Genomic DNA, 13,600 nt, shown 5'->3' with positions numbered 1-13,600 from the left:
ATAAACATGCCTCAGTCAAAATCCATACAAGAAGTAGGCAAGGCCAGCGCCTGGATCACGCCGTTCGTGCAGCACGGCGGTCCGCGCTACCTGCAGATCGCCGACATGCTCGAGCGCGCGCTGTCCGATGGCAGCCTGCGCCCGGGCGACCGCCTGCCGCCGCAGCGCAGTCTGGCCGCGCTGTTCCAGATTGACCTGACGACAGTGACGCGCGCCTACGACGAAGCCAAGCGCCGCAACCTGCTGGAAGGGCAAGGCGCGCGCGGCACCTACGTGGCCGCGCCAAAAGTGGAATTGACGCAGATGCTGGACCTGAGCATGAATATCCCGCCGCCGCCCGTGGGCGTGGATTTCGACGACCTGTTGAAACAGGGCGTGGCGCAGGTGCTGATGCGCACGGACAGCGATTTATTGATGAGTTATCACCTGGGCGGCGGCAGCAAGGCCGACCGCGCGGCGGGCGCCGTCTGGCTCGCCCCCATGTTCGGCGACATCGATGCGGAACGCGTGGTGGCCTGCCCGGGCGCGCAGGCGGCACTGGCGGCGCTGATCCTGACCCTGAGCCGGCCCGGCGACGCCATCCTCACGCAAGGCGCCGTGTACCCGGGCTTGCGCTCGGCGGCAGGGCAGCTGAACCGCAAGCTCATCGTCGTGGAAACGGATGCGGACGGCATGCTGCCCGAGGCGCTGGAAAAGGCCAGCCGCAAGCACCATGCGCGCCTCGTCTACCTGAATCCCACCCTGCAAAACCCGACGGCGCACACCATGCCGGCCGCGCGCCGCCTGGCCATCACACAAGTGGCCATACGCTGCGGCATGCACATCATCGAGGACGATCCGTACTGGCTGCTGGCATCCGACGCGCCGCCGCCGCTGGCGCATTACGCCCCTGGCCACGTGTCGTATATCGCCACCCTGTCGAAATGCCTGGCGCCCGGCTTGCGCATGGCCTATGCACTGGTGCCCGACGCGCAGCTGCGCGAGCGCCTGCTGCAGGCGCTGCGATCGTTCTCCCTGATGGCCACGCCGCTGACGACGGCGCTGGCGACGCAATGGATACACGACGGTTCCGCGCACGCGCTGCTGGCCGGCATACGCAGCGAGGCGGACGCGCGCCAGGACGTCATCCGCACCATCCTGACGGGCAGCACGCACCCGCGCAGCGACGGCATCCATGTCTGGTTCTCGCTGCCCAGCTACTGGACTTCGCGCGAACTGGCCGCCACGGCGCGCGCCCAGGGCGTCGCCGTCACGGCATCGGACGCCTTCTACGACAGCCGCCCGCCGAACGCCATCCGCATTTCGCTGGGCAGCATCCGCGACCGTGCGCGCCTGGCCGGCGCCCTGAAGAAATTATCGCTGCTGCTGGCGCACAAGCCGGATGCGCACCGGGAGTTCGTGGTCTGATGACGGTGGTGATGGTGGCGGAGTCGGATTACGCGACGCCTCGGCGGCCCCGCTAATCCGACACACGCTCGACATCAGCTCTTACGCCCGCAAACGCGCATCGACCGAATACTTGCCCGCCCCGCTGATGGCAATCGTGCCAAAGACGATGATCAGCAGCCAGCCGAACTGGCCGTCGGCGATGCTCCAGTCGGGGTGCACCAGCAGCATCGATACGCCCAGCAGGAACAGCAGGGGCAGGCAGGCCAGGCGCGTCAGCAAGCCGGCGGCGACCAGCAGCGGGCAGAGGATTTCCGCGAACAGGGCGCAGTACAGGGTGAGGGCACGGCCCAGGTGCAGCGGGTCATCGATGTGTGCCAGTTCCTCGGAAAAGTGCAGCAGCTTGGGCAGGCCATGCACGTGCAGCACCAGCAGCGCGCCGGCGACGCGCGCAAACAGCATACCCGCGTCGGGTAAAAAGGGGCCGGCCAGCGCCGCCATCCAGTTGTTCTTCATGATCGCTCCAGTGGGAAAGCCAGTCGGCGCGGCGCGCCGCTGCCAGCCATCATAGGCAGGCGGGCGGCACGGCGCGACTGGTCTTTTGGCAGAGGCGCCGGCGCGCGCAAAGGCCTAGACTGGCCGATGCCATCACTGGTCCGGGCCATCACAGGCCTCCCTCCCCCATCCCCGAAGGAACCGCATCATGTCGAAGAAAATCGAAGCCGAAGAAGTCACCTCCCGCCGCAAGCTGCTCGTCAGCGTCGCCGGTGTCGCCGCCGGCGCGGGCTTGCTGGCCGCCGGTGGCGCCAGCGCCGCCGCCAAGCCTGCCGCTGCCGCCGCCACCGCGCCGGGCAAGCTCACCGTCAACAGCGTCACCGTCAAGGACGGCACCGTCATCCACTTCAAGGACTGGGGCACGGGCACGCCCGTCGTCTTCAGCCACGGCTGGCCCTTGCAGGGCGATGCCTGGGAAGACCAGATGATGTTCCTGGCCAGCCACGGCTACCGCGTGATCGCGCACGACCGCCGCGGCCACGGCCTGTCCAGCCAACCATGGCAGGGCAATGACATGGATACCTACGCCGACGACCTGGCTACCCTGCTCGACGCGCTCGACATCAAGGGCGCCACCCTGGTCGGCCATTCGACAGGTGGCGGCGAAGTGGCCCGCTACATCGGCCGCCATGGCGAAAAACGCGTGGCCAAGGCCGTGCTGGTGGGCGCCGTGCCGCCGCAGATGGTCAAGTCGGAAACCAATCCGGGCGGCTTGCCGATGTCCGTCTTCGACGGCATCCGCGCCGGCGTGCTGGCCGACCGTTCGCAATTTTTCAAGGACCTGACGGTGCCCTTCTTCGGCGCCAACCGTCCCGGCAACAAGGTCTCGCAAGGCATGCGCGACACCTTCTGGCTGCAGGGCATGCAATGCGGCATCAAGAACGCCTACGACTGCATCAAGCAGTTTTCCGAAACGGACTTCACGGCCGACCTGAAGAAAATCACGGTGCCGACCCTGGTGGTGCACGGCGGCGACGACCAGATCGTGCCGATCGACGCTTCCGGCAAGGCGGCAGCGAAACTCGTCAAGAACGCCAAACTGGTCATCTATGAAGGCGCGCCGCACGGCTTGCCAGCCACCCACAAGGACCGCCTGAACGAAGACTTGCTGGCCTTTATCAAGTCCTGACCTTGATTGCCACGCCGCCGGCACGCGCCGGCGGTGCCTGGCGCCGCAAAAAATCCCCCGCTCTCCCCCATTCGTATAAGTGCCCTGGCGGCGATGCCGTGCATACTTGCTGCAATGCGGCATCCGCCGCCACAGCGACAGGAGCACGGCGATGAGCAGCATGCGTTATTTCCCTCAGAGACAAGACGCCGGCCAGGCGCAGGCGGAGCGCCTGCGCGGCCTGGGCCAACTGGCGGCCTCGATCGCCCATGAAGTGCGCCAGCCGCTGGCGGCCATCGCGCTCAATGCCGATGCGGCCCTGCACTGGCTCGACCACGATCCGCCGCGCCTGGAGCAGGCGCGCGCCGCGCTGGCCCTGGTCGCCAGCGCCGGCAGCCACGCCAGTGCCGTGCTGCGCAGCGTGCACGGCCTGGCCAGCCAGTCGCCGGGCAGCCATCACACCTTCGCCGCCGACGACGCCGTGCACGACATGCTGCAGCTGCTGCGCGCGGAACTGCTGCAACATGCCATCCATGTGGAGATCCAGCTGCAGCCAGGCCGCCCGCCGCTGTGCGCCGACCCGGTGCAATTTCGCCAGGTCATCACGAATGTGCTGATGAATGCCATCGAGACCCTGCGCCACACCCATGGCCGGCAGCGCAGCGTGCTGCTGTCGTCGCGGCTGGACGGCGGTATGCAGCATTTCAGCATCGCCGACAATGGCGCCGGCATCGCGCCGCAGGCGGCCGGCCGTTTGTACGACGCGCTGTATTCCAGCAAGCCCGGCGGCATGGGCCTGGGCCTGGCGATCTGCCGGCGCATCGTCGACGCCCACGGCGGGCGCCTGTGGCATGCGCCTGGCGCGCCCCACGGCAGCGTCTTCCACTTCACCCTGCCATCTCAATGAAGACAACCATGGACACGACCATTCTCCCGGCCGATGCACCGATTTCCCTCTTGATCGCCGACGACCACCCGCTGATCCTGGCCGGCCTGGCCTCGCTGATCGAGTCCCTGCCCGGCTTGCGCCTGCTGGGCCAGGCCGGCACGGGCCAGGCCGCCGTGCAGCTGTACCGCGAACTGCGACCCGACGTGGTACTGATGGATTTGAACATGCCGCAGATGCATGGCGTGGAAGCGATCGAGCGCATCTGCGCAAGCGATGCGCAGGCAAAGATCGTCATCCTCACCACCTACCAGGGCGAGGACAATGTGCACCGGGCCATGCGCGCGGGTGCGCGCGGCTACCTGCTGAAGGATTCAGGCTTCCGCCAGCTGGCCGAGTGCATCGGCAAGGTGGCCGCCGGCGGCCTTTACCTGCCGCCGGAACTGGCCGCGCAGCAGGCCGCACGCATCGAGGCGAACCGCCTGTCGAAGCGCGAGCACGACATCCTGCTGCACCTGTCGGCCGGCAAGAGCAACAAGATGATCGCGCGCAGCGCCGGCATCGAGGTGGGTACCGTCAAATTTCACGTAAATAACATTTTGACCAAGCTCAACGTATCTAGCCGCACCGAGGCGGCCACTGTGGCCGCCCGGCGCGGCTTGCTGGGCGCGTTCTAGCTGCCGGGAACCGGGGTCAGACCCGCCGGGTCTGACCCCGGCGTTTACGCTGCATCCTCATCCAGCTTTGCCGCGGCCTTGGCCAAGGTCGGCTTGGCTTCCACGCCGCTGATCTTCGGCACGCATTCGCTGCGCAGCCACGCTACGGTCACGGGCTCGCCCGCCATCAGGCGCTTGACGCTGGGAACGATCTGTTCGCCGATCAGCATGCCCAGCAGGCCGATCAGGGCGATCGCGGGCGGTGCCGGCGAGCGCACCTGCAGCACGGCATAGATGATGCCGACCAGCAGGCCCACGGCCAGCGAAATCACATACAGCTTCATGGCATATTCCTTTCAAATAAAAAAACGCCGCGCGCGGTCAGGCGCGCGGCGCATGGCATGGCTGCCTGGCCTTACTTGGCCGGTACCGGCGCCAGGGTGGCGTGTTCGCCATGGATGCGCTGCGGCGCCTTGTGCACCATGGTGTAGGCGTAGTCGACGCCCATGCCGTAGGCGCCCGAATGTTCGCGCACGATGGCCATCACGGCGTCGTAGGTTTCCTTGTGCGCCCAGTCACGCTGCCATTCCAGCAGCACCTGCTGCCAGGTCACCGGCACGACGCCGGCCTGGATCATGCGCTGCATGGCGTAGTCGTGCGCTTCCTTCGAGGTGCCGCCGGAAGCATCTGCCACCATGTAGATTTCATAGTCGCCTTCGAGCATCGCGCACAGGGCGAAGCTGTTGTTGCACACTTCCGTCCACAGGCCCGAGACGACGACTTTCTTCTTGCCGTTGGCGGCCAGCGCATCGCGCACCTTCTGGTCATCCCAGGAATTCATGGAGCTGCGCTCGAGGATATCCTTGCCCGGGAAAACGTCCAGCAGTTCCGGGTAGGTGTGGCCCGAGAAGCTTTCCGTTTCCACCGTGGTGATGATGGTCGGGATGTTGAACACCTTGGCGGCCTTGGCCAGACCCACGGTATTGTTCTTCAGGGCTTGCCGGTCCATCGATTGCACGCCAAAAGCCATCTGCGGCTGCTGGTCGATGAAAATGATCTGGCAATTGTCGGGGGTGAGGACTTCCAGTTTCGGGTTCGTCATGACGCTATCCATTATAAAAAGTGGGGTGGGTTACTGCTGTCCATCGTATGCCGGGCCAGGCAGGCGCACCACTATCTAAATATATAGGCGGGCCATTTTTTCCGCGCCGGCAGCGGCTGGCGGAAGCTGCTGCTGCGGTGCGCCAGACGCTGTTGTAAAATGCCTTTCACTCACTATTTTCCAACGACTCTTGATCGATTTATCCTCCATGACGGCCAGCACGATGCACAGCGACAGCCAGGCGATACGTGTGTTGATTGCTGACGACCATCAACTGCTGCTCGATGGCATCGCCACCCTGCTGCAGTCCTTTCCTGGCGTGCAACTGGTGGGCCAGGCCAGCGATGGCCAGCAAGCCGTGCGCCAATTTACAGAACTGCAACCTGACGTGACCCTGATGGATTTGCAGATGCCGGTCATGAACGGCCTCGATGCGATCGATGCCATCCGCAGGCTGCGCCCGCACGCGCGCATCATCGTGCTGACCACCTACAAGGGCGACGCCCTGGTCGGACGCGCCGTGCAGGCCGGCGCGTGTGGCTACCTGCTGAAAAGTTCATTGCGCCATGAATTGCTGGCGGCGATACAGGCCGTGCATGCGGGCAGGCGCTACCTCAGCCCCGAAGCCGAGGCCGAGATGGCCCGCTATGCCAGCGCCGATGTGCTGTCGAACCGTGAACTGGATGTGCTGCGGCTGGTCGCGCAAGGCAATTCCAACCGCGAGACGGGCGCCCTGCTGAGTATCAAGGAAGAAACCGTCAAGGCCCACATGAGCACCATCCTGGCCAAGCTGGGCGCCAAGGACCGCACGCATGCGGTCACCATCGCGCTACGGCGCGGCATCCTCGATACCTGAACGGGCCTGGGTGCGGCGGCGCCACGGCATCCAGCGCCAGCGCCAGCACGTGTCGCATGCCGGCTCGGCGTCCAGGGTAGCGGCGTGCAGCGCCTGCGCCTGGTCGCGGCCTTCGGCCAGCATGCGATCGGCCGCGTCGAGCGCGCGCAGCATGGCCGCCCTGGCCGGTTCCTCCGCCGGCAAGGCCATGCTGGCATTATGAAAATGCAGGATCACTGCCTGCGTACCCTGCAATAAATTGTCGTGCAGCTCGCGCGCGATGCGTTCGCGCGCGGCCTGCCTTGCCTCCAGGCGCGCGGCATGGCGCCGCAGGCGCCAGCGCAACGCCGCGTACAGCAGCGCCAGCATGGCCGCCGCGCTGGCCAGTCCGCAGGGACTGGCCAGCATCGAATCCAGCCATAACAGGCAGGCGCGCATGGCCGCGGTCAGGCCACCGGCACGGCTGCACGAGCGCTGCGCTGCTGTACCACGATCACGGCACCCAGCACGAGCAAGGGCACGGCCAGCGCGATAAAGCCATACGCGAGATAGGCAAAGGCGGCGGCGATGGCGCCCAGCGCGAACGCCAGCAGCGGCCACAGGGTTTTTACACAGCGCGCACTGGTGCTCGCGTCGGCGGCGCCGCGCAGCACGTCGACCGTATCGAGCACGATCTGCGTCACATTCCCCGTCATCATGGAGGTGGGTGCCAGGTGCGCCAGCAGCAGGCGGCTGGTGGCGCTGTGCACGCCCATGGCGGCCGTGCCCAGCAGGCCGGCGATCATCGCCATGTCGCTGACGTCCTTGCCGATCGGTTCGGCCAGGCAGCCAAACGCCATGAAGGCGGCCAGCAGCACCCATTGCAGGAGCAAGGCCAGGGTCAGCGACGGACCTCCGCGGCGGTCGATCGCCAGCACCATCAGGCGCGTGAAGGCCACGCCGATGACAAAGGCGGGAAAGGCGAGAAATTTCAGCAGGATGGAGACGCGTGACGGATCGGCCAGGGCCGCGCCGATCAGCACGAAGTTGCCCGTGACGTGGGCGGTAAACAGGCCGAACAGGGCGATAAAGCCCAGGGTGTCGACATAGCCGGCCAAAAAGCCCAGGCTGGCGCCGAACAGGCGGCTGTGTGGTGGTTGATTCATGGTGAACTCCTGCAAACTGAACTACTCGAAAAAAAGCGCCGCAACTTGAAAGCCAGGCCCGGTGCCGCATGCCTGCATGCTAAGGCAGGGCGCGCGCCAGCGCACCACCCATTAGTCCAGTTCCTGCCCTCCCAACTGATCTTTTGGCCCGTGTAAAAGCCGCGCCATGCCTCTACACTGGGAAACGAGATTATCGCCCGCCGCGCCCCGCTTGTGCCCCAAACCTGCGCCGGCCCCTCTTCATCCACCATGGAGCTGCACCATGACCGAACACACCCTCCCCGCCACCGCGCCCCTGATCCTGATCAACGGCTGCTTCCATACCGTCGACAAGAGCTGCCCGCAAGCGAGCGCCGTGGCCATCGCCGATGGCAAATTCCTCGCCGTCGGCGACGCCGACGACGTCATGCGCCATCGCGGCCCCGCCACGCAGGTGATCGACCTGAATGGCCGCACCGTCATTCCCGGCCTGAACGACTCGCATCTGCACCTGATACGCGGCGGCTTGAACTACAACCTGGAATTGCGCTGGGAAGGCGTGCCTTCGCTGGCCGACGCCTTGCGCATGCTGAAGGAACAGGCGCTGCGCACGCCGAATCCGCAATGGGTGCGCGTGGTGGGCGGCTGGAACGAATTCCAGTTCGCCGAAAAACGCATGCCGACGCTCGACGAAATCAACGCGGCCGCGCCCGACACCCCGGTCTTCATCCTGCACCTGTACGACCGCGCGCTGCTCAACCGCGCCGCCCTGCGCGTGGTCGGCTACGACAAGAACACGCCGAACCCGCCAGGCGGCGAGATCGTGCGCGATGCGTCGGGCAACCCGACCGGCATGCTGATCGCCCGCCCGAACGCCATGATTTTGTATGCGACCCTGGCCAAGGGCCCGACCCTGCCGCGCGAACTGCAAGTGAATTCCACGCGCCAGTTCATGCGCGAACTGAACCGCCTGGGCCTGACCAGCGCCATCGACGCGGGCGGCGGCTTCCAGAATTATCCGGAAGACTACGCCGTGGTCGAGGAACTGGCGCAGAAAGAGCAGCTGACCATCCGCATCGCCTACAACCTGTTTACGCAGAACAAGGGCGCGGAACTGCAGGATTTCCAGAAGTGGACGGAAATGGTGACGCCGGGCCAGGGCAACGATTACTACCGCCATAACGGTGCCGGCGAGATGCTGGTATTTTCCGCCGCCGACTTCGAGGACTTCCTCGAGCCGCGCCCGGACCTGGCGCCCGGCATGGACGACGAGCTGGAAAAAGTCGTGCGCCACCTGGTGTCGAAACGCTGGCCGTTCCGCCTGCACGCCACCTACGACGAATCAATCGACCGCATGCTGACGGTGTTTGAAAAGGTCAACCGCGACATCCCCTTCGATGGCCTGACCTGGATGTTCGACCACTGCGAAACCATCACGCCGCGCAATATCGACCGGGTCAAGGCGCTGGGCGGCGGCATCGCCATCCAGCACCGCATGGCTTTCCAGGGCGAGTACTTCGTCGACCGCTACGGCGCCGAGGCAGCCAAGGCCACGCCGCCGATCGCGCGCATGCTGCAAACGGGCGTGCCGGTGGGCGCCGGCACCGACGCCACGCGGGTCGCCAGCTACAACCCGTGGACGGCGCTGTACTGGCTGGTGTCGGGCCGTACCGTGGGCGGCTTGCGCCTGTATGACGCGGGCTCGCGCCTGTCGCGCGACACGGCGCTGGAACTGTGGACCACGGGCAGCGCCTGGTTCTCGAACGAGAAAGATAAAAAGGGCCGCATCCAGGCAGGCATGCTGGCCGACCTGGCCGTGCTGAGCGCGGACTTTTTCAGCATCGATGAAGAGGCGATCAAGTCGATCGAATCGGTGCTGACCATTGTCGGCGGGAAGATCGTCTATGGCCAGGCGGAATTCACGCCACTGGCGCCGCCCCCTATCCCCGTCTTGCCGGACTGGTCGCCCGTGAAGAACGTGGCCGGCCATTACCGCGCCGCGCCGCCGCAAACGGCCAGCGTCCTGCAGCACCAGTGCCAGGGTCCCTGCGGCGTGCATGTGCATGCGCACGACGTGGCGCGCAAGAGCTCCGTGCCCGTTTCCAGCCATTCCGGTTTCTGGGGCGCCCTGGGGTGCAGCTGCTTTGCGTTCTGACGCCATGCCGACGCGCTTGCCCTTGCTGGCTGCCGGCGCGCTTGCGCTGGCGGCTACCCTGCCCGCCGCCGCACAGGACAATGTGCAGCTGTATGGCCGCCTGAACGTGGCGCTCGAAGCGCTGCACTCGTCCGGCACGGGCGACAGCGTGCAGCGCCTGTCCAACAACCGCTCCGTGCTCGGCTTGCGCGGCAGCGAAGACCTGGGCGGCGGCTGGCAGGCGCTGTTCCAGGTCGAGGGCACTCTGGCGCCCGACACGGGGGCGGGGGCCATCGCCGCACGCGACACGCGTGTCGGCATCCAGGGACCATGGGGCACGCTGTTTGCCGGCAACTGGACCCTGCCCTACAACAGCGCCACTTCCGCGCTCGATCCGTTCTACCCCACCACGGCAGGCTACATGAGCCTGATGGGCAACGGCGCCGGTGCCACCGAAAGCAATACCAGCAACACGTATTCCTTCGACCGGCGCCAGCAGAACAGCGTGCATTACTGGACGCCGCAGTGGCAGGGCTGGTCGCTGCGCGTGGCACGCGGCATGGGCGAAGAGCGGCCGGCCGGCGGCGCGCATCCGGCATTGGTGTCGGCCGCCCTGCTCTACGACAGCGGCATGTTCTACGGCACGTTGGCGCATGAGGAGCACCACGACTACCAGGGACGGGGCTTGAGCGACCATGGCAGCAAGCTGGCCCTGGCCTGGCGCATCGACAGCGCCACGCAGCTGGCGGTGGCAGTGGAAAGCCTGCGCTATGCCACGGCGACGGGAGAGCTGCGCCGGCGCACCGCGTATGTGTCGGCCACGCGCCAGTTCGGCCGCCATGGCCTGCGTGTCGGCCTGGCGCATGCGCAAAGCGCCAGCGGCAGCGCGCTGGACACCATCGGCAGCGTGCGCGCGGGCGCCGGCACGGACGCCACGCACGCCACCGTCGGCTATGACTACCAGCTGTCGAAACGCAGCAGCCTGTATGCCTACTACACGCGCCTGGCCAATGGCCGCAACGGCATCGCCGGCTTCGCCATCAACAGCCTGGCAAGCGATGCGCAAACCAGGGGCGCCACCTTGTCGGGCGTGGTGCTGGGGATGCGGCACAACTTCTGAACCGGTGGTTTTCGTGGACAGCCCCGCGCGCGGCGGGTACAGTCTGCGTTCGGCAAACAGGGCAGGCATCTGCGGACAAACACTATGAAGCGAGCATCAGCGCCAACACGCAGCGACTGGGTCAGGTGCGCCGAACCGGTACAGGGAATCGAACGCATCGAGGCGTGGTTTCAGGGCAAGGCCTATGCCATGCACCGCCACGACACCTATGCCATCGGCCGCACGCTGGCGGGCGTGCAGCGTTTCAGCTACCGCCGCGGCCAGCGCAACAGCCTGCCCGGCAACACCATGATCCTGCATCCCGACGAGGCCCACGATGGCCAGGCCGGCACCGACGCCGGCTTCCGTTACCGCATGCTGTATATCGAACCGGCGCTGATCCAGGATGTGCTGGGCGGACGCGCGCTGCCCTTCATCGAAGGCGGCGTGTCGACCGATCCGCGCCTGGCGGCGGCCACCAGCGCCTTGCTGCCGCGCGACGGCCGCCCGCTCGAGGCGCTGGAACAGAGCGAGGCGCTGGCCGAACTGGCGCATGCGCTGGCGGCGGCGGCCGGCACGCCCGCGCAACGCCTGAAAGGCGACTACCTGGCGGCACGCCGCGCGCGCGACTATCTGCAGGCGCACTGCGCGCACGCCGTCACCCTGGCCGAACTGGAAGCGGCAACGGGACGCGACCGCTGGAGCCTGTCGCACGACTTTCGCGTGTTCCATGGCACCAGTCCCTACCGCTATCTGACGATGCGGCGCCTGGAGACGGTGCGGCGCCTGCTGCTGGCAGGCAGCACGCTCGCCTCGGCCGCCATGGCCGCCGGCTTCGCCGACCAGAGCCACATGACGCGGCACTTCCTGAAAACCTACGGCCTCACGCCCGGGCGCTGGCTGCGTTACGCTGGCGGCGCCAGCACACGCTGAACACACCCACGATCGTTCAATACGGCCCACCGGCGCATGCGTATTCTGAAGGCATGACCACTTGAACGGAGCACAGCATGTCAACCACCACTAACACTAACACTACCACCGCCACGCGCGGCCAGGGCCAGTCCATCGACCTGGCAGGCAAGATCTGCCTGATCGACGGGCACTGGCAGCCGCGCGTCATCGCCGAAATGAATGACTATCAATTCAAGGTCGTCAAGGTACTCGGCGAATTCGAGTGGCACCGGCATGCCGCTACGGACGAGACCTTCATCGTGCTGGAAGGCGCATTGCGCATCGCCCTGCGCGGCCCTGGCTATGCGCAAGGACACGCCATCGTGCTGACTGCCGGCCAGATGGCCGTGGTGCCCAGGGGGGTCGAACACAAGCCGTGCGCCACGGTTGAAACAGAACTGCTGCTGATCGAGCCGCGCGGCGTGGTCAATACGGGCGACGGCGACGCGGGCGGGCGGGCGGTGCAGAACGATCAGTGGATATGAAGCCGGAAGAGTGACAAATGCGGTAAAAATAACAAAAAACCCGCTGACTTTTGCAAGTCAGCGGGTTTTCTGATGAAAACTGGTGCCGTTGGCCGGAATCGAACTGGCGACCTTCACATTACGAATGTGCTGCTCTACCAACTGAGCTACAACGGCGAAGACCCACATTCTACAAACAATGCACAAAATTTGCTAGTGTCAACGCGAACTTTTTTGCATTTTTTTAGCGGCCTGGCTGCGGGCCGCTGAAAATCGTGGAAAAGTGCAGGTTTTATTCCGCGTGGTAGGCCGTGACGCGGGCCACTTCGTCTTTCGAGCCGAGGAACACGGGCACGCGCTGGTGCAGCTTGTGCGGGGCGATGTCCATGATGCGCTGCTGGCCATCGGTGGCGGCGCCGCCGGCCTGTTCGACGATGAAGGCCATCGGGTTCGCTTCGTACATCAGGCGCAGCTTGCCCGGCATCGAGGTGTCGCGCAGGTCGGCTGGGTACATGAAGATGCCGCCACGGTTCAGGATGCGGTGCACGTCGGCCACCATCGAGGCGATCCAGCGCATGTTGAAATTGGTGCCGCGCGGACCCGTGTCGCCGGCCAGCAGTTCGTCGACATAGCGTTTCACGGGCGGATGCCAGTGGCGCGCGTTCGACATGTTGATGGCGAATTCCCTGGTGGTCGGCGGAATCTGCATATTGCTTTGCGTGAGCACCCACGAACCCATCTCGCGGTCCAGGGTGAAGCAGTTCACGCCATTGCCGAAGGTCAGTACCAGCATGGTTTGCGGGCCGTACACGGCGTAGCCGGCCGCCACTTGCTTGCTGCCCGCCTGCATGAAATCCTGCTCCGTCGGCTCGCCCATGCCTTCCGGCGCCTTCAGCACGGAGAAGATGGTGCCGATCGAGACGTTGACGTCGATGTTCGACGAGCCATCCAATGGGTCGAACAGCAGCATGTATTCGCCCTTCGGATAGCGGTTCGGGATCGGGTGGATCGATTCCATTTCTTCCGACGCCATGGCTGCCAGGTGGCCACCCCATTCGTTCGCTTCCAGCAGGATCTCGTTGGAGATGATGTCGAGCTTTTTCTGCACTTCGCCCTGCACGTTTTCCGTGTCGGCCGTGCCCAGCACCTCGCCCAGCGCGCCCTTGCTGACGGCGTGGCTGATGGTCTTGCAAGCGCGCGCGACGACTTCGATCAGCAGGCGCAGTTCGGCCGGAATGCTGTTGTTCGAGCGCTGCTCTTCAACCAGGTATTGCGTAAGACTGATGCGTTTCATGAA

At 65.7% G+C, this 13,600-nt stretch carries 15 protein-coding genes and 1 tRNA gene; 9 read left to right on the top strand and 7 right to left on the bottom strand.

Annotated features, from left to right (window positions below; all coding sequences use genetic code 11):
• Positions 1-6 precede the first annotated feature (6 nt).
• Positions 7-1,407, top strand: coding sequence for an aminotransferase-like domain-containing protein (locus ACQ4WR_RS06080; RefSeq protein ID WP_436485967.1), 1,401 nt, complete (start codon positions 7-9; stop codon positions 1,405-1,407).
• Positions 1,408-1,488: 81 nt separating this feature from the next.
• Here the strand turns inward: ACQ4WR_RS06080 and ACQ4WR_RS06075 are convergent, their stop codons facing one another.
• On the bottom strand, positions 1,489-1,902 hold the full coding sequence (locus ACQ4WR_RS06075) for a DoxX family protein (RefSeq protein ID WP_436485965.1): 414 nt from the start codon (positions 1,900-1,902) through the stop codon (positions 1,489-1,491).
• 187 nt (positions 1,903-2,089) lie between these two features.
• On the opposite strand from ACQ4WR_RS06075, the gene ACQ4WR_RS06070 reads away from it, so the two are divergent.
• The 3 genes from ACQ4WR_RS06070 (at position 2,090) to ACQ4WR_RS06060 (ending at position 4,612) form a co-directional block, all read left to right on the top strand.
• Complete coding sequence (locus tag ACQ4WR_RS06070) at positions 2,090-3,070, top strand: alpha/beta fold hydrolase (protein WP_436485963.1); 981 nt, start codon at positions 2,090-2,092, stop codon at positions 3,068-3,070.
• A gap of 151 nt (positions 3,071-3,221) precedes the next feature.
• On the top strand, positions 3,222-3,956 hold the full coding sequence (locus ACQ4WR_RS06065) for a sensor histidine kinase (RefSeq protein WP_436485962.1): 735 nt from the start codon (positions 3,222-3,224) through the stop codon (positions 3,954-3,956).
• Between the two features lie 8 nt (positions 3,957-3,964).
• Entirely contained in the window at positions 3,965-4,612 is a 648-nt protein-coding gene (locus tag ACQ4WR_RS06060; RefSeq protein ID WP_436485960.1) for a response regulator, read from the top strand.
• 44 nt (positions 4,613-4,656) lie between these two features.
• Here ACQ4WR_RS06060 and ACQ4WR_RS06055 read toward each other — a convergent pair whose 3' ends face one another.
• Positions 4,657-4,935, bottom strand: coding sequence for a XapX domain-containing protein (locus tag ACQ4WR_RS06055; RefSeq protein ID WP_436485958.1), 279 nt, complete (start codon positions 4,933-4,935; stop codon positions 4,657-4,659).
• A 71-nt stretch (positions 4,936-5,006) separates the two neighbouring features.
• Positions 5,007-5,693, bottom strand: a complete 687-nt coding sequence (locus ACQ4WR_RS06050; protein ID WP_070281851.1) for a hydrolase — start codon at positions 5,691-5,693, stop codon at positions 5,007-5,009.
• A gap of 190 nt (positions 5,694-5,883) precedes the next feature.
• Between ACQ4WR_RS06050 and ACQ4WR_RS06045 the strand changes: the two genes are divergently transcribed.
• Positions 5,884-6,549, top strand: coding sequence for a response regulator transcription factor (locus tag ACQ4WR_RS06045; RefSeq protein WP_436485957.1), 666 nt, complete (start codon positions 5,884-5,886; stop codon positions 6,547-6,549).
• Here the strand turns inward: ACQ4WR_RS06045 and ACQ4WR_RS06040 are convergent.
• Both ACQ4WR_RS06040 and ACQ4WR_RS06035 read right to left on the bottom strand, forming a co-directional pair.
• Positions 6,523-6,966 (bottom strand): histidine kinase, encoded by a 444-nt coding sequence (locus ACQ4WR_RS06040; protein WP_436485955.1) that lies wholly within the window; start codon positions 6,964-6,966, stop codon positions 6,523-6,525. The two genes, ACQ4WR_RS06045 and ACQ4WR_RS06040, sit on opposite strands and share 27 nt — an antisense overlap.
• A gap of 8 nt (positions 6,967-6,974) precedes the next feature.
• Positions 6,975-7,673, bottom strand: coding sequence for a YoaK family protein (locus tag ACQ4WR_RS06035; RefSeq protein ID WP_436485953.1), 699 nt, complete (start codon positions 7,671-7,673; stop codon positions 6,975-6,977).
• A gap of 262 nt (positions 7,674-7,935) precedes the next feature.
• On the opposite strand from ACQ4WR_RS06035, the gene ACQ4WR_RS06030 reads away from it, so the two are divergent.
• The 4 genes from ACQ4WR_RS06030 to ACQ4WR_RS06015 all read left to right on the top strand — a co-directional run bounded on the left by ACQ4WR_RS06030 (position 7,936) and on the right by ACQ4WR_RS06015 (position 12,324).
• Positions 7,936-9,807, top strand: coding sequence for an amidohydrolase (locus tag ACQ4WR_RS06030; RefSeq protein ID WP_436485951.1), 1,872 nt, complete (start codon positions 7,936-7,938; stop codon positions 9,805-9,807).
• Entirely contained in the window at positions 9,797-10,906 is a 1,110-nt protein-coding gene (locus ACQ4WR_RS06025) for a porin (RefSeq protein ID WP_436485950.1), read from the top strand. Before ACQ4WR_RS06030 ends, ACQ4WR_RS06025 begins: the two co-directional genes overlap by 11 nt.
• 84 nt (positions 10,907-10,990) lie before the next feature.
• Positions 10,991-11,818, top strand: a complete 828-nt coding sequence (locus tag ACQ4WR_RS06020; protein WP_436485949.1) for an AraC family transcriptional regulator — start codon at positions 10,991-10,993, stop codon at positions 11,816-11,818.
• Positions 11,819-11,895: 77 nt separating this feature from the next.
• On the top strand, positions 11,896-12,324 hold the full coding sequence (locus ACQ4WR_RS06015) for a cupin domain-containing protein (protein WP_436485947.1): 429 nt from the start codon (positions 11,896-11,898) through the stop codon (positions 12,322-12,324).
• An 80-nt stretch (positions 12,325-12,404) separates the two neighbouring features.
• On the opposite strand, the gene ACQ4WR_RS06010 is transcribed toward ACQ4WR_RS06015, so the two are convergent.
• A tRNA-Thr gene (locus tag ACQ4WR_RS06010) sits at positions 12,405-12,480 on the bottom strand.
• A gap of 115 nt (positions 12,481-12,595) precedes the next feature.
• Entirely contained in the window at positions 12,596-13,597 is a 1,002-nt protein-coding gene (locus ACQ4WR_RS06005) for a class 1 fructose-bisphosphatase (protein WP_436485946.1), read from the bottom strand.
• Positions 13,598-13,600 lie beyond the last annotated feature (3 nt).

The organism is Janthinobacterium amylolyticum (genome assembly GCF_051380655.1).
In the GTDB taxonomy this organism is placed as follows: Bacteria; Pseudomonadota; Gammaproteobacteria; order Burkholderiales; family Burkholderiaceae_D; genus Janthinobacterium.
The sequence above is the reverse complement of the archived record's forward strand: the minus strand, read 5'-3'. Positions and strand labels throughout refer to the sequence as shown.